Source organism: Deltaproteobacteria bacterium (assembly GCA_016874775.1).
Lineage (GTDB): Bacteria > Desulfobacterota > Binatia > Bin18 > Bin18 > VGTJ01.
On record VGTJ01000013.1, the window covers coordinates 1 to 15,657 of the forward strand.

The 15,657-nt window shown below is 53.5% G+C and carries 20 protein-coding genes; 15 read left to right on the forward strand and 5 right to left on the reverse strand.

Annotated elements, in window-relative coordinates; genetic code table 11:
* A partial coding sequence (locus tag FJ147_03535; GenBank protein ID MBM4254950.1) for a nuclear transport factor 2 family protein occupies positions 1-149 on the reverse strand: 149 nt, incomplete at its 3' end.
* 4 nt (positions 150-153) lie between these two features.
* Positions 154-642: a GNAT family N-acetyltransferase gene (locus FJ147_03540; protein MBM4254951.1), complete on the reverse strand. Its 489-nt coding sequence runs from the start codon at positions 640-642 to the stop codon at positions 154-156.
* 679 nt (positions 643-1,321) lie between these two features.
* Between FJ147_03540 and FJ147_03545 the strand changes: the two genes are divergently transcribed.
* Genes FJ147_03545 through FJ147_03560 form a run of 4 tightly spaced genes read left to right on the forward strand, consistent with a single transcriptional unit; the run spans position 1,322 to position 5,350 of the window.
* Positions 1,322-1,849: a hypothetical protein gene (locus FJ147_03545; GenBank protein ID MBM4254952.1), complete on the forward strand. Its 528-nt coding sequence runs from the start codon at positions 1,322-1,324 to the stop codon at positions 1,847-1,849.
* 50 nt (positions 1,850-1,899) lie between these two features.
* Entirely contained in the window at positions 1,900-3,126 is a 1,227-nt protein-coding gene (locus FJ147_03550; GenBank protein MBM4254953.1) for a CoA transferase, read from the forward strand.
* The gene (chrA, locus tag FJ147_03555; GenBank protein MBM4254954.1) at positions 3,110-4,387 is read left to right on the forward strand and encodes a chromate efflux transporter; all 1,278 of its coding nucleotides are present in this window, start codon (positions 3,110-3,112) and stop codon (positions 4,385-4,387) included. Before FJ147_03550 ends, chrA begins: the two co-directional genes overlap by 17 nt.
* A 57-nt stretch (positions 4,388-4,444) precedes the next feature.
* Positions 4,445-5,350 (forward strand): SMP-30/gluconolactonase/LRE family protein, encoded by a 906-nt coding sequence (locus FJ147_03560; GenBank protein ID MBM4254955.1) that lies wholly within the window; start codon positions 4,445-4,447, stop codon positions 5,348-5,350.
* A gap of 162 nt (positions 5,351-5,512) precedes the next feature.
* On the opposite strand, the gene lexA is transcribed toward FJ147_03560, so the two are convergent.
* Complete coding sequence (gene lexA, locus FJ147_03565) at positions 5,513-6,139, reverse strand: transcriptional repressor LexA (protein MBM4254956.1); 627 nt, start codon at positions 6,137-6,139, stop codon at positions 5,513-5,515.
* Positions 6,140-6,204: 65 nt separating this feature from the next.
* On the opposite strand from lexA, the gene FJ147_03570 reads away from it, so the two are divergent.
* The 10 genes from FJ147_03570 to FJ147_03615 all read left to right on the forward strand — a co-directional run bounded on the left by FJ147_03570 (position 6,205) and on the right by FJ147_03615 (position 12,383).
* On the forward strand, positions 6,205-6,615 hold the full coding sequence (locus FJ147_03570; GenBank protein MBM4254957.1) for a GFA family protein: 411 nt from the start codon (positions 6,205-6,207) through the stop codon (positions 6,613-6,615).
* A gap of 121 nt (positions 6,616-6,736) precedes the next feature.
* Positions 6,737-7,135, forward strand: a complete 399-nt coding sequence (locus FJ147_03575) for a GFA family protein (protein MBM4254958.1) — start codon at positions 6,737-6,739, stop codon at positions 7,133-7,135.
* Between the two features lie 94 nt (positions 7,136-7,229).
* Positions 7,230-7,691, forward strand: a complete 462-nt coding sequence (locus FJ147_03580) for a VOC family protein (GenBank protein MBM4254959.1) — start codon at positions 7,230-7,232, stop codon at positions 7,689-7,691.
* 53 nt (positions 7,692-7,744) lie between these two features.
* Positions 7,745-8,236, forward strand: coding sequence for a hypothetical protein (locus tag FJ147_03585; GenBank protein ID MBM4254960.1), 492 nt, complete (start codon positions 7,745-7,747; stop codon positions 8,234-8,236).
* A gap of 45 nt (positions 8,237-8,281) precedes the next feature.
* A complete protein-coding gene (locus FJ147_03590; GenBank protein ID MBM4254961.1) occupies positions 8,282-8,692 on the forward strand; it encodes a hypothetical protein in 411 nt (136 codons plus the stop codon).
* Positions 8,693-8,747: 55 nt separating this feature from the next.
* Positions 8,748-9,359: a hypothetical protein gene (locus FJ147_03595; GenBank protein ID MBM4254962.1), complete on the forward strand. Its 612-nt coding sequence runs from the start codon at positions 8,748-8,750 to the stop codon at positions 9,357-9,359.
* Between the two features lie 8 nt (positions 9,360-9,367).
* Positions 9,368-10,018, forward strand: coding sequence for a GNAT family N-acetyltransferase (locus FJ147_03600; GenBank protein ID MBM4254963.1), 651 nt, complete (start codon positions 9,368-9,370; stop codon positions 10,016-10,018).
* 49 nt (positions 10,019-10,067) lie between these two features.
* Complete coding sequence (locus tag FJ147_03605; protein ID MBM4254964.1) at positions 10,068-10,730, forward strand: DUF4433 domain-containing protein; 663 nt, start codon at positions 10,068-10,070, stop codon at positions 10,728-10,730.
* Between the two features lie 13 nt (positions 10,731-10,743).
* Positions 10,744-11,805: a macro domain-containing protein gene (locus FJ147_03610; protein ID MBM4254965.1), complete on the forward strand. Its 1,062-nt coding sequence runs from the start codon at positions 10,744-10,746 to the stop codon at positions 11,803-11,805.
* Positions 11,806-11,975: 170 nt separating this feature from the next.
* Positions 11,976-12,383, forward strand: a complete 408-nt coding sequence (locus FJ147_03615; protein MBM4254966.1) for a hypothetical protein — start codon at positions 11,976-11,978, stop codon at positions 12,381-12,383.
* Between the two features lie 18 nt (positions 12,384-12,401).
* On the opposite strand, the gene FJ147_03620 is transcribed toward FJ147_03615, so the two are convergent.
* Entirely contained in the window at positions 12,402-13,076 is a 675-nt protein-coding gene (locus FJ147_03620; GenBank protein MBM4254967.1) for a pyridoxamine 5'-phosphate oxidase family protein, read from the reverse strand.
* Between the two features lie 36 nt (positions 13,077-13,112).
* Here FJ147_03620 and FJ147_03625 point away from each other — a divergent pair, with 36 nt between their 5' ends.
* Positions 13,113-14,441, forward strand: a complete 1,329-nt coding sequence (locus FJ147_03625; GenBank protein ID MBM4254968.1) for an aminotransferase class I/II-fold pyridoxal phosphate-dependent enzyme — start codon at positions 13,113-13,115, stop codon at positions 14,439-14,441.
* 3 nt (positions 14,442-14,444) lie between these two features.
* Here FJ147_03625 and FJ147_03630 read toward each other — a convergent pair whose 3' ends face one another.
* Complete coding sequence (locus FJ147_03630) at positions 14,445-15,599, reverse strand: hypothetical protein (protein ID MBM4254969.1); 1,155 nt, start codon at positions 15,597-15,599, stop codon at positions 14,445-14,447.
* Positions 15,600-15,657 lie beyond the last annotated feature (58 nt).

A 15,657-nucleotide genomic window follows, 5' to 3' on the forward strand; every position in this document is an offset into this window, starting at 1 on the left:
GTTGGTGTGGGAGGCCCAGCGAGTTTCGCGCGTTGGGGTTTGAGGGCGTGCTCAATGAGGTGTTGGCGACCGACATAGGTCCCCGAGATCGGGCAGGTGCCCAGTACAGTCCACGTGGCGGTATCAGCCAGCAAATTGAAGAAGGTCATGCCATCACCGTTTGCCGCGGAGCCGCACATAGAGGGTCGCGCCGTAGTACGCAAAACCGAGACTCTGCGCGAGCGCGAGCGAGTGTGTATTCCACGCGACCGCGCGCCATTGGAGAATTAAGCCACGAGCGAAGGCTGCGGTCGCGAGCGCCTGGATGGCGGCCTGCGCAAATCCGCGGCGCCGGTGGTCTGGATGGGTAGCGACGCTAATATGCGCAATAGAAGGTAGCCAAAGTTCGTAGCTTGCTACGGCACAGAGGCTATCACCGGAGAACACACCAAATGCAGGTACAGCATCCGCAGTGACTCCACTCTCTTCGATTTCGTGTGGAGGGAGTGCCGCGACGAGCGCACGATAAGCAGCCGCATCTGCCGTAGAAAGTGCGCGACCACGGTGAGGCTGTGCTGCCCGAAACGTCGTGTCATCGGCATAGAGGCAGTACTCTTTTTGTCGAGCGCCACCGTTCTGCTCTCCGTTACTCGGGTTACAAATTCGGCATCCTTCTGAGTCTTGTTACTCGGTGTGTTTCCATACAGGTTCGTCCACACTTTCTGGACCAGCGTGATACTCTGCGGGAGTTGTTGCTTCCCTAAGGGGCCATCTGTACAGCGGCTAATGATGAGGACGGGGTGCTTTCGTTCTTCCACTTCATCAGGATCGGCAATGCGAAACGCTCGCATCTCATCACAAAAGCTCGGGTGCGCTTGTCCTGCGTCAGAGACGGTAACGACGGCAGGAGTGCCGAACACTTTCAGACAGTGATCTTTTTGTGGAGCAGGACAGCGGTTACACACCTCCTGAGGATCATACACCCGGTACGGTGGTGACAGCGTTAATATGTTTGCCATATCGTTAGAGGTAATCTTCGAGAGAAGCGACTGACCAGCAAGAGCGGATACGCATATTCCGTGCTGAAGAAAGACGGCCAGGAGAACGATGTGTAGTCTCGTATATGTTTGTCGTACGGGTTTCATAGTCCTGGTCCATATCGGGGATTCCGTGAAACGCTTTATCGGTTGTCCAGCGAGGAAGGGAGGAGCGTTGTTTGTCAGCGTTGCTCTTCTCGTGCCGCTTCTCCTATTCATGCTGGAGCGTTGCAAGTGCCGACCCTCAAGAAAGATGGACACCCGTGCCTGGACTCGCAGGAGGACAAGTACTTGCACGGAGAACCATGGTATCAGCGGCCGATGCCACCAAAACGATGGTGACTACCTCAAAGCTAGCGAAAAATGACGATCCGTATCACATCATCCAACGGATATTGGCTGAGGCGATTGAAGTAAAGAGCGAGTCAACGGATGACACTGCACGCGCCACGTTATGCGAAGAATTACAAAAGGCCGAAGAGACGGCCAATAGCCAGAAAGAAGAAAGACGTGACTTCTGGTCTAGAGCGAACGTCGCTGATTGTGTGCTCGTACGCGCGCTACTTGATCACAACCTCGAAGCGCAAGTCGATACTATCGTCAAACTGTATCGCGAAGCCCAGTCGCGCGGTGCATCGTTACGCGAATGGCGTTCCATCGTCGAGAATTTAGATTTTATTCGCCGATTTGTACGTGCGCAGTGGAAAGCAGAAGATCAAACGCGAGTCTTACCTGCGTTGAGGAGTATCTATGAGAAGTTGGAGTTCTTCTTAGATGAGCGCAATGGCTCAAGTGCACCTCAAGGAAGGCGGACTCGACCTCGACGGCGATGAGCTCCAGTGCTACACCTCCTGGCGTTACAATCCAGTGAAAGAGGGACGCTATGGAAAATGGAACAACGCATCCGCGTATGCTCGCGGGCTGTAAGGTACTCGACTTCACGCAGTATCTCGCTGGACCGACCGTGACACGCCTGATGGCGGAGCTGGGAGCCGACATTGTTAAAATCGAACCTGGGCCAGGTGGCGATCCGTCGCGACTGTTGCCCTTTATCAAAGAAGGACGCAGCGGTTACTTCGTGCAACAAAATCGTGGCAAGAAAAGTCTGTGTATCGATTTCAATAAACCTGAAGGAATTGATGTTCTTAAGGCACTGGTCAAAACGGTTGACGTTGTGGTTGAGAACTTTGGTCCTGGTGTGATGGAGAAACGCGGGCTCGACTATGCTTCACTGAAGAAAATCAATCCCAAGATCATTATGGCCTCGATCTCCGCCTTTGGCCGCAAGAGTCCACTCTCACATCGAGTGGGATACGACCTCATTGCCCAAGCGTTTTCTGGCATTATGCACATGACTGGCGAAGCCGACGGGCCACCGCAGTTTGTCGGCTTAGGCATGGCTGATGTGAGTAGCGGCGTGCATGCGTTTGCGGCACTCGGCTTTGCGCTCTATTACCGCGAGAAAACTGGCGTGGGACAGCATATCGACCTGGCGATGATTGATGCGCTGTACCATATGCACGAAGTGAACCTGCAGGTGCATGCCTTGAGTGGTGGAGCGTATGTTCCTCAGCGTTCAGGATCTCACCATCCGTTAGTGTGTCCAGTCGGGACCTTCAAAGGCCCAAAAGGTTGGATCGTTGTCTTAGCACTTGATCGGCAATGGGAAGGCGTGTGCAAAGCATTGGGCAGACCAGAGCTGGTGAAAGACCCGCGCTTTGCCACTGGCGCAGACCGGGGGAAAAACCAAAAGGAACTGGTCGCGATTATCGAAAGCTGGATGCAGACCTTTGCAACCGATGAAGAAGTGGTAGCAGCGCTGGATCAACATCGCGTACCGTGTGCGCCAGTGATGTCGATTGTGGACACGCTCACGCATCCCTATTTCAAAGCCCGCGATATGGTGCGGCAAGTGCCGGATCCGGTCTTTGGCGAGCTGACCATTCCTGGGTTTCCGTTCAAGTACTCCGAGTTTCCAGACCTGCCGAATATCCAAGCACCGTTGTTAGGCGAGCACAACGCCGAAGTGTTGCACTCGCAGTTAGGATATTCAGAAAAGCAAATCAGCGAATTGCAAGCGAAGGGTATTCTTTTTGTCGGGAACACCTAACCCCGCTACGCCTCAGCAAACTCGCTCTTTTGCCGAAGCGTTTCGCTATTGGTTCACACTTGGTTTTATCAACTTCGGCGGGCCAGCCGGACAGATTGCCCTCATGCATCGCGATTTAGTCGAGCGGCGTGGCTGGATTTCTGAAGAGCGTTTCTTGCACGCCTTGAACTATTGCATGCTGTTGCCTGGCCCGGAGGCGCAGCAGCTTGCCATTTATATTGGTTGGCTTCTTCATGGAGCGCGTGGCGGGGTCGTTGCTGGTGTCTTTTTCGTTCTGCCCTCGGTCTTCGTCCTGCTGTTACTGTCGTACATATACGTTGCGTATGGTCAGGTTCCAGCAGTCGCCGGAGTGCTCGCGGGTGTGAAATCGGTGGTGGTGGCGATTGTTGTTGAAGCCGTGCTCCGCATCGGTCGTCGTGCGCTCAAACGTTCAGAGCATGTCCTCATCGCTGGAGCCAGCTTTCTCCTGATCTATTTCCTGCACGTGCCGTTTCCACTCATCGTGCTAGGTGCGGGAATTGTTGGGCTGTTGGATTCCCATCCTGCGACCAGGCTCAGGACAGGCCGCGACGCGAGTCCAGGTTCTCAGGAACAACGCTTCTTCGTGGCGCGAGTGCTGATAATCTGTCTCATATTGTGGAGTGTGCCGTTCGTTTTGTTGATTACTGTGCTTGGCTGGGACAGCGTCTATGCCCAATTGTATCGCTTCTTTACGGTCGCCGCGTTTGTCACCTTTGGTGGTGCGTATGCCGTGTTAGCGTACGTGACACAAGCTGCCGAGTCGTACGGATGGTTGACGCATGCGCAAGCCGTTGATGGACTCGCGCTCGCTGAGACGACACCAGGCCCGCTGATTATGGTGCTACAGTTTGTCGGCTTTATGGCAGGGTGGAGTCGTGCAGAGAATGTTGCCCCGCTAACAAGTGCAGTGATGGCGGCTCTGGTCACGACATATACGACGTTTCTGCCGAGTTTTATGTTCGTGCTAGTTGGAGCGCCGTATATCGAACGCTTGCGTGATAATGCGCGGCTCACTGCGGTGCTTTCTGGCATTACTGCTGCTGTTGTCGGCGTGGTTCTCAATCTTGCCTTGGTGTTCGGTCTTGCGGTGATCTGGCCATATGGGGTTGCCGCAGGACCTGACTGGTTCGCTGTCGTGCTGTGTATCGTTGCGGCCTTCCTCCTTTTTTCTCACGCCCTTGAGGTTTGGTGGGTCATCCTTTTAGGAGGCCTCTTTGGTCTGGGGCGAGAGGTTGTCTAATGGCTGCCACTATCATAGAAGGGACGTGGTCCAAGAAAAGCAAAGGAGGAAGAGTCTATGGCAACGATTCCAAATGAGCAAATCCAAGTGTTTGGTAAAGGCACTTTGCAAGCAGAAGGTGTCGTCATCGATAAGGAAGGCAACGCTTGGGGTGGTGGCCGCAATGGCAAAGTGTACAAAGTGAGCCCGGATGGCAAAGTCCATGAAGTCTGTCAGCTTCCCGAAGGCTCGATTCCCAACGGTGTCGCACTCGATCGCGCTGGGAATTTTGTCTATTGCGATCTCGGAAAACAGGCAGTGATGAAGTGCGCGCCAGATGGCAAGGTGTCGATGATTGCTGACAGAGTAGGGGACGTGAAACTCACGCTGCCCAACTTCTGCAGCTATGACGCTGAAGGCAATCTATATATTTCCAATTCCAGTACTGAGGACATCAGCAAAGTGTTGGGCGAAATCACCGCACCGTCACCGAAAGGCGCACTGGTGCGGGTGCGTCCGAATGGGAAGGGCGATGTGATCGCGACCGGTATTTATCTCGCCAATGGTACGGCGATCGATCCGAAGGAAGACGCTGTCTATGTCCTGGAAAGCACGCGCAATGATGTCTTGCGTATCCAGCTCAATAAGGACGGCACGTTTGGCAAACCGGAAATTTATTCGAAGGATTTTCCTGCGTTGCCAGACGGGATGGCGTTCGATGTCGATCGCAACCTCTACATCACGCTCCCGGCCTTTGTTACCAAGGACGGCATGACGCCTGCGAACATCGTCATCAAAGTTGATACGAATGGCAAATGGACCGAACTGATTAATGATCCGTCAGGTCAGAAGACCATCTTCCCGACAAACTGTGCGTTTGGTGGCCCAGGCATGCAAGACCTCTTCCTTGCTAACCTGGAAGGTGACTTCTTCTCGAAAGTGCGCCTGTCGGCCAAAGGACATCCGTTGTATCATCAGAGATAGTTGTCAGTTATCGTCTTTTTCCCTCTCCCTCTTAGGGAGAGGGCTAGGGAGAGGGTGACTCAATTGGGTATTGTTGATGAAAGATGAGGAAGACCTCTCTTCTCGCCTTCTCAATCCGCAATCCGCAATCCGCAATCGCCATTCTGCAATTCCCCCATTATTTTACCGTCTCTGCCGCAACGCCCGATACTGCCCAACTGCCACTCCTAATATCCGAGGCGCTGGAGATGTTCCCGTCAACGGAATCGGTTCATACGCTGGATTCGCAGCTTCGAGCAACAACGCCGCACCTTTCTTGCGTAGCCGTTTCACGGTGACTTCTTCTCCGAGAAGCGCGACGACAATATCGCCGGGATTGGCCGTCGCTTGTTGGCGGACAATCACATAATCCCCTTCGGTAATTCCCACCTCGATCATACTGTCGCCCTGAACCCGTAGCGCGAAGTGACTCCCGTCTCCTAACAAGGAGTTATCTAAACTTAAACTACCTTCGTGATTTTCGACCGCCAGTAATGGTCGCCCGGCGGCAACGCGTCCAAGAATGGGGATGCTGCCAGCGATCGGCGTAATAGGTTGGATGACTTCAATCGCGCGGCGACGACCAGGCGTGCGGCGTAGATAGCCTTTTCGTTCCAAAGCCGTCAGATGATCCTTCACGCCTTGCAGGGACGTGATGTCCATTGCCTGCGCCATTTCCTCCAAAGTCGGTACGTAACCCCGCTTGCTCACAGAGGTTTCAATAATCCGTAACAGTCGTTCTTGTCGTTCGGTGAGAGGGATAGTTGACATAGGTGAACCATACTGTAGATAAATACAGTATGTCAAGAAACGCTCTTCACAACAGGAGGTGAAGTATGGCTGCTCAGATTAAAGGCGGGTGTGCATGCGGTACCGTGCGTTATGAATGTTCTGCAGAGCCGCTGATGATGGGCAATTGTCATTGCCGTGATTGTCAGAAGGCGAGTGGGGGACCTTTTGTCACGGTCGTCGCGGTGCCGAAGGAAGCGCTCAAAATTACTGGGGAAGTGAAATATCACGAAGTCACGGGAGATAGTGGCCAACCGATCAAGCGTGGATTTTGTGGCAAGTGTGGCTCTCGTCTGTTTGGCTTCCCATCGGTTGCTCCGTTTGTTGGGATCAGCGCCGGGAGCTTAGACGACCCGAGTTGGGTTCGACCGGTCTTTGATATTTACACCTCAAGTGCCCAGCCGTGGGATTATATGAACCCTGAACTTGCGAAATTTCCGAAGGCGCCTCCGATGTAATTGTTCCGTCCGTCCCTCGCTGCTCCTGGCCTGATGACCGATGCTCTGCAGAGCGGCCGTTGGGCTAGGGGCGCTGGCCAGCCGCTTGTCATTGCTCGATTGAATACAAGGAGTCTCTATTATGACCCACTCTGGACAGTGCTTATGTGGCGCGGTTCGCTATCAACTTTCGGGTGAACCCAATGTCGTGGCCTTATGCCATTGCCGCGACTGCCGACGGAGTGCAGGTGCGCCGATGGTGGCCTGGGCGATGTTTCCCGAGGCAGCCTTGACTCTGACGAAAGGCCAGCCGAAGACTATTAACTCGTCTGGTACAGCGATGCGCAGTTTCTGCGCGGACTGCGGGAGCGGGCTGTTTTACCGGAATGCAACAGTGCTCCCAGGGATTGTCGATGTACAGTCTTCAACCCTCGACAATCCCGATGCGCTCCCACCAACCATACAAATTCAAACGGCCGAACGGCTCGGCTGGATGACGCAGGTGCATGAACTTCCTGAATTCGAGCGATTCCCAACGTAGGGCACCCTCGTGACTACGAGTGCTGCAGACAAAGAGCCTCAGTGGAGCCGAACGAGATCGAGGCTCTTCACTACAAGTTTAAGGAGGAATGCGTATGGCAGTCAAAGCAATTCCCGACGGCTATCACACCGCGACACCTTACTTGATCGTACAGAACGCCACTGCCGCGATTGATTTCTACAAGCGTGCGCTCGGTGCCACTGAGCTGATGCGCTTGAACGGTCCTGACGGCAAAGTGGCACATGCAGAGATCAAAATCGGCAATTCACCGATTATGCTGGCTGATGAAATGCCGCAGATGGGGTTTCGCAGTCCTCAGGCGTTTGGTGGATCACCTGTGAGTTTGATGATCTATCGTGAAGATGTGGACGCCCAATTCCGCCGGGCCACTGATGCAGGGGCAAAGGTGCTCATGCCAGTGAAAGATCAATTTTATGGTGACCGTAGCGGAACATTGGAAGATCCTTTCGGTCATGTGTGGATCCTCGCTACGCATATCGAAGATGTGCCCCTTGAGGAGATCAATCGACGTGCCGAAGCGGCGATGGCGCATTAACGAGGGTGGTCATTGCTCTTTGTTCGGAGCAGTTTCGACGCGAAGGAGATAGCATGGTGACATGGAAAAAGTTGGCCGCTGTCGAGCCTGAGCTGGCAAAGATTGGCTGCTTCCTGTTGTTTCAACACGGCGTTGGTCTCGCCTTCTTAGCGACGATTCGCAAAGACGGCGGACCGCGCCTCCATCCTGTGTGCCCGGTGTTAGCGGATGACCACCTCTACCTCTTGATTACACCTACTTCTCCCAAACGCTACGATCTGCTCCGCGATGGTCGCTATGCTCTGCAATCATTCCCGCAAGACAAGGAAGGCAGTGAGGAATTTTATATGACCGGCAGAGCTGAGTGCATCACAGATGGTGTGCTACGGGCGGCAGTGTTTCGGGCAACCAAACATATTGCTAGTGAACATGAAGTGCTCTTCGAGCTGAAGATCGAGCAGGTTATGCACACAAGGTGGGAAAATATCGGAACACCACACATACGACCGATTCACAGAAAGTGGAGAACTTCTCGCGTCACCCAGTACGCTAATTCTAAATTGTAGGGTGGGTACTGCCCACCTTTTTCTTCTTTCGCTAAGGAGATGTTTATGATAGTTTCCCCATCATCACTATTTGATCTCCTATCGACCTATGTCCATCTCAAAGATGGAACTGGTGCTGTGCCAATCGCAGTAGGGGCAGATTTCTGGGAAACGATTGACAAACGAACTGAACTGCACAGCGGACGACTCGTAACGCTCTTCCACATCCAAAGCACTGATGAGTGGACCAACTGGGAAGTACATCCGGCTGGTGACGAACTTGTGTGCCTTCTTTCGGGAGCGATCGATCTGATTCTACAAGAAGAGGGTGGCGAGCGAATCGTCGAACTCCGATCCAGAGCTGCCAGCATTATCCCGCGCAGTGTGTGGCATCGTGCCATCGTTCATACACCTAGTGAGGTGATGTTTATCACTCCCGGTGCAGGAACACAGCTTCGACCTGTCAAAGAAATATAACAGATTTCAGTAGTGCTCTCTTTTCTTGGTTGAGCGAGTGAGTCAGGAGTCTCACATGGCGACCATAAATACAATCCTTCAGTCGGTTTTGTGGCGTAGGCTCGACGTACCAGGGCACGACGCCTGTGCTCTCTGGCATGTTGATGACGGCTGGCGTTTAGCGGGGACGGCGATGTTTCGCACGGAAGAGGGCCGACCCTGCCATCTGAGCTACGTAGTGCATTGTGATTCTTCCTGGCGTACTCGATCTGCCTCGGTTAGTGGGTGGCTTGGCCAGACTCTAGTGCAGATTGCCCTTGAAGTCCTGCCTGGGGAGCGTTGGACGTTGAATGGTGAAGTACAAGGAGAGGAAACTCTGGGTCTCATGGATATCGACCTTGGTTTTACTCCAGCTACCAATCTCGTTCAGTTCCAGCGTTTATCCCTATCTGTTGGTGATAAAATCGAAGCACCCGTCATGTATCTTCATTTCCCTGAATTGACGCTGGGTAGATTAGATCATTGCTATCATCGTATTGCTTTCGACAAATATGACTATCAAGCCCCACGCTTCGGTTACGCAGCTATCTTGCGGGTGTCTGACATGGGATTTGTGACCGACTATCCTGGATTGTGGACCGTTGAGGAGATCCACTCACAACACGAGGATTCACGTAAGCACGAGTAGAGGAGAACATGACGATGCGACGCGAATCATCGGCAAGTCAGAAACGCCAAGAGCGAGAGAAAAACGAGTCACTTGTCTTTCGACCATTGACGCCACGCCTCATGGATGTGCTAGGGACTGTGTTGCGTGGAAGCTGGGGCACAGGGTGCTGGTGCATGTATCCACGCCTTACTGATACTCAGATGCGTGCATTGCCTGGCTTTGGGTCTTTGAACCAACGTCGACGTGAGGCAATGACGCAACTCGCCAGACGCCGCCGTGCTCCGGGAATTGTGGCATTCGAGGGAGATGAACCTGTTGGTTGGGTAGCTATTGCTCCGCGCACTGAACTATTGCGTGTCGAGTCATCACGGGCGACGCCTCGTATCGATGATGAAGATGTATGGGTGATTCCGTGCGTCACTGTTGGTAAGACCGCTCGGGGCCGAGGGATTGCAGTTGCGTTGATCAAGGAGGCTGTAGCGTACGCGTTTAAGCATGGCGCGCCAGTCGTCGAGGCGTATCCACGCGCAGGCGATACGCGTACGAGTAACGACAACGCCTACTTTGGCACGGAGCCGCTTTTTCGTCGCGCTGGATTTCGCGTGGTTCGTACGCCTCCAGAGGATCTTCCACGTAATTGGGTGCCGCGCGTGACGATGCGGTACGTTGAGAGCTAGCAGGAGGGCTTCTAGATAAACACGGAGAAGAGGTTTAAGAAAGTAAAAAATGGTGGTTCCTGCGCAGCCAAAAATTTACCATATCGTGCATGTGGACCGGCTACCATCGATTATCGCAGCTGGCTGTCTGTGGTGCGATGCGGAGATCATTCAGCGTGCACCGTTGGGAACGACCATTGGTATGAGTGATATAAAGCAACGACGACTCAAGGAGTTGACTCTAACCAGTCACCAAGGGTTGCATGTCGGTGACTGTGTGCCGTTCTATTTTTGTCCGCGGTCGGTTATGCTTTATTTAATCCATCAGGCGAATCATCCGAAGTTGGATTATCGCGGTGGGCAAGGTCCAATCGTACATTTGGAGGCTGATCTTCGCGCTTCTGTTGCGTGGGCTCCACGAAATAACCAGCGTTGGGCTTTTACCCTGTCAAATGCCGGAGCGTATTATTTCGAGGACCGCTGTGACTTAGCTCACTTGTATGAAATCAACTGTGAGGCTGTACAGACCAATCGATGGAGTGGGAACGGGATTGCCTCGTCAACTAAGGAAGGGAAACAGGCCGAGTTTCTAATGGAGCATAATTTCCCTTTGGCGTTGGTCGAACGAATAGGAGTAGCTTCATTGGGAGTCCATCAGCAGGTGACCGGTGCATTGCGAGAGAATAATTATCGACCGCTGGTCGAGATCAAACCAGAATGGTACTACCCGTAAGAAGGCGGCGAAGATGATTGAATACAAGTGTGGCGATATTTTGCGAGAAGACGCGGAAGCCCTCGTTAATACGGTAAACTGTGTTGGGGTAATGGGTCGTGGTATCGCGCTTCAATTTAAGAATGCCTTTCCTGAGAACTTTCAGGCCTACGCCGCAGCCTGCAAAAATGAATCGGTACAACCAGGCCGAATGTTCGTATTCGAGACTGGACAACTGACTAACCCACGTTACATCATCAATTTTCCTACTAAGCGACATTGGCGCGGCAAGAGCCGCTTAAGCGATATAGAGGCAGGTCTAAAGTCGCTGGTTGAAACAATACGACGATACAACATCCGCTCCATTGCGATGCCGCCTTTGGGGTGCGGATTGGGTGGGCTCGACTGGTCAGGGGTCAGACCACGTATTGCGGCGGCTCTGCAATCGCTTACGGATGTGCACGTGATTGTTTATGAACCCAACGGAGCACCTGCGGCAGAGAAAATGGTACATACCCGAGAGGTGCCGACTATGACTGCAGGGCGAGCGGCGCTAGTGGAATTGATGAGTCGTTACCTTGGTGGCCTACTCGATCCCTTCGTCACTCTCTTGGAAGTGCACAAACTGATGTATTTCCTGCAGGAGGCTGGCGAGCCGTTGCGGCTGAAGTACAAGAAAGCCCCTTATGGTCCTTATGCTGAAAATCTTAGTCACGTCTTGCGTGATATTGAGGGGCACCTTGTTTCTGGCTATGCCGATGGTGGTGACACACCGAACAAACAGCTCAAGCTGGTACCAGGAGCAATTGAGGATACCACAACGTTCCTGCAGCAGCATCCTAATACTCGAACTCGCTTTGACAGGGTTGCAGATCTGGTAGAGGGGTTCGAGTCGCCCTTTGGCCTGGAGCTTTTGTCTACAGTCCACTGGGTAATGAAACGCGAGTCCGTTAGCTCTGTGGACGAGGTGGTTACTCACACGTACGCTTGGAACAGTCGAAAGCGACAATTTACCTCTCGACAGATTGCTCTGGCTGTGGATGTGCTGTCGAACAAGGGATGGGCCAAAAAACTGGAACCGAGAATGCGCCCATAAGACCAGGCTCTAACAGGGATGGGAATCGGTATCCTCTTGTGAGGTTATCTGGCCGATCTGCATGTGTATGCTTTGGAACCTCGGTATCTTGTTCGTTTGGCAATGCATGCATTCAAGTATCGTATGCGTACGGGTAGACACTGGCACCAATACGCGTCCGACTGCAGATTATGGCTGTACTGAAGATCGCTGCTGTCTACTTTTCCCTCGTGTTCGGTACTGGGTTTGTGCTGGGCATACTCCGTGTCTTAGTGCTTGTTCCTTTGGTTGGTACACGCGCGGCTGAGCTGATCGAAATGCCTTTTATGCTGCTGGCGATTATGGTTGCCGCACGCTGGTTGTATCGTCGATTTGCGACGGCAATTACCCTGCACGCCTGGCTCGCGGTCGGCCTTCTTGCGATGGGTCTCGTTCTTGTTGCCGACGTGTTTGTTGGTGTCGGTCTGCGAGGAATGGCACTGACCGAAGTTATGTTCAATCGCGATCCGGTGTCAGGGACAGTGTACTATGTACTGCTGGTCGTGTTTGCACTGATGCCGTACTGCGTCGCGCGCTTCTTTCCTAAATTTTCTCCATAAACAACTGACACGGCCCGTTTATGAGGATTCCTTGGGATGGTGTGGCCGTTGATAGGCGCTGACATAGGACGGGATAGCAATCGTAGGGGCAAGCCGAGAGTCAGCAACCGGCATTTGTGGTGTCAAGCGTAACGGCAATTCTCCAGCCCAACATGACAACTGGTAATCTTCCTCATCATCAAGTGGCGGACCGGTACGAATTTTTGCTGAGACCTCTTCGAGGGGGAGTCGCAACACACTGGTTGCTTTGAGCTCTTGTTCATTGGGCCAGCGCACCTCATCCCAGCGTTGTGGCGCGACATGATCAACCACAGCTTTGAGCGCGTCATACTTCTCTTGTGGATCGATCACTTCGTGAGCCATGCCAAGGACGAGGGCCGAGCGATAGTTCATCGAGTGATGAAATGCCGAACGTGCCAGCACGAGTCCATCAAGAATCGTTACCGTCACACACATCTGTACCCCTTGTTTCAGATTGCGCAACATACGGCTGGCGCTGGAGCCGTGGACATAGAGTCGATCGTCGAGCCGTGCGTGAATCGTCGGAATGACGTAGGGTTGGTCATCAACCGTGAACCCGACATGGCAGTATAAGCCTTCATCAAGAATGGCGTGGACAACTGCGCGATCATACGCTGCGCGTTTTGGCATGCGGTGCAACGTGGTGCGCTCGGTCGGGGTGAATTGTGACATTGCGTGATCCTTTCTTATTTGTTACAGTACAAAAATATGAAAGTAGTGTTACAATATCTAATCGCTGGAGATGATGCAAGAACCATTGTCGACAGCATCGAAGACGGGGTGCAGAAAGGAAGTATTCCCAATGGTGCGATGCTTCCTACGGTGCGGGCTTTAGCTACTGCACTGAGAGTGAGCCCCACGACTGTTGCTGCCGCGTATCGCACTTTGCGAACGCGAGGAGTATTGAGTGCGCAAGGACGGCGTGGGACGCGGATCAGCGCGCGACCTCCGGTTGCGAGTCGTCCGGCGGTATCAATTCCGCGCGGTTTACGGAATCTTATTCAAGGCAGTCCAGATCCGCAGTTACTGCCAGACCTCCGCGCACTCGCACCGAAGCTTGTGCTTCGTCCACGTTTGTATGGTGAAGTGACCAATCGACCACAACTTCTCGCTTTGGCTGCTGAGCAATTCGAAGCTGATCGTATTCCCACAACAGCATTGGCGATTATGGGTGGCGCACTTGATGCGGTTGAACGGGTACTGCAGGCTCACGCTCGTACGGGGGATCGTGTCGCCGTCGAAGATCCAGGCTACAGTGAGGTCTTCGATCTGTTCGGCGCGTTAGGTTTGATTGCTGAACCAGTGCCGATTGATGATCGCGGATTGCTTCCGGTTCCCCTTGAACAGGTACTGAAGAGTGGAGTAGTTGCTTGTATTCTCACTCCGCGCGCACAAAACCCCACTGGTGCGGCGCTTGATGAGCAGCGTGCTAGAGAGCTGAGAAAAGTCTTCGACAAATACGATGACGTTCTGGTCATTGAAGACGATCATGCCGGTCCAGTGGCTGGTGTTCCTGCCTTCACAGTCTGTCATCCGAAGAAACTACGCTGGGCGGTAGTTCGCTCAGTATCAAAGTCACTCGGACCTGACTTACGGCTGGCAGTCGTCGTAGGCGACACCACGACCATCGCCCGTGTCGAGGGTCGACAAAGCCTCGGGGCAGGGTGGGTGAGTCACATTCTGCAAGAGATTGTCGAAAATCTGTGGTCAGACGCCGCGACAACAAAGAAGCTGCAAGTTGCAGCAAAGACCTATACGGAACGAAGAAACGCGTTAATTCAGGCCCTCAAACTACACGGCATTGCCGCACATGGTCGCTCGGGGCTGAATGTATGGATTCCTGTACGTGAAGAAGGAAGCTTGATTACCAGCCTCTCCGCGGCTGGATGGGCTGTACGCGGTGGCGAGCGTTACCGTATCAAAAGCCCGCCGGCGATTCGCGTGACGATCTCTACTTTACAACCCACGGAAGCTATCCGCTTGGCCGAAGACATCGCGCAGAACCTACAGCCGGACCGACGAACGCATTCGGTGTAGCGCTTAGAAGAGCGGACTGGTCGCTTTCATCCCAAACCGTACTCGCCCACTATCTTCTATCCATTTGTGTGAGAGAATCATATGCTGTGCAATCACATGAACGTCGCGATGGGCGCGCTCAAGTGGACAATCGACATACAGCGATGACGTAGCGGCTGCTTCATACATGGCTGTCACGGTACTCTTCGCTGTGCGTGCGGCATGAATCGCCGCTTCCCATAGTCGTGCCCGCTGCTGTTCGGTTGCTGGGGTGCCTTGCTTGCTCACACTCCATAGGTTGCCAAGAACATGGTGCAAAAAGAGTCGCGCTGAGTCTACTGCCGCTATCGCCGAAGCAAGTTTCGCTTGCACTTCAGGTCGGTCGCGTATGCCTGGACCGAGGTCGGCTTGGACTTTTGAGGAAGCAAGGGCGAGCAAAGTGTCGATCGCAGTCTGTGCGAGTCCCAGACACATCGCGGCACACCAGGACGACATCATGGCCGCAAACGGCATGCGATACAGCGGTCGATCGAGTTGACTGACATCAGCGAACAAGTGTGTTCGTTCCATGGGAACAAACACATCGTCTACCACAACATCGTGACTACCCGTCCCACGCAGGCCGCCGACATGCCAGGTGTCTAAGATCCGATACGAACCCTTGGGTACATACGCCATCCGTAACTCAGGAGCCCCCGAGGCTCGCAGACGTGGAGTATGCCCTTCAGTGACGACATTCGCCAATACAATCCAGTCGGCCAACTCACAACCAGAGACGAGCGACCATTGTCCCGATACACGAAATCCACCGTTGGTGACAACCGCTTTCCCGGTCGGGCGCGTTGAGTTGGCGAAGAGGTAACGAGGATTGTGAAAAAGCTCTGCCCGCACGGAGTCAGAGAGAAAGTGACTGAGCAAAGCTGGAAGCGCGTTGTTCCAGGCAATCCAGGCGACCGATGCTTCAGCAGAGGCAAGTTCCTCGTACACTTGTAGAGCAACAACTGGGTCTACCTCATGGCCACCAAGACTGGCTGGTACCGCCAAGCGACACAGACCAGTATCAATGAGTCCGGCAACTACTGATGGAGCTAACCGACGGGTGTTTTCTGTTTCCTTCCGCACGGCTAGAATCGTGGGCCTCAGTGTTCGCGCTGCCTGCAACGGATCGTGCTGTATCATCGCGTCATTCCTCCGGTATTCGATTGTTGCGCTATCGTATTGCCGACACTCGTTCCTG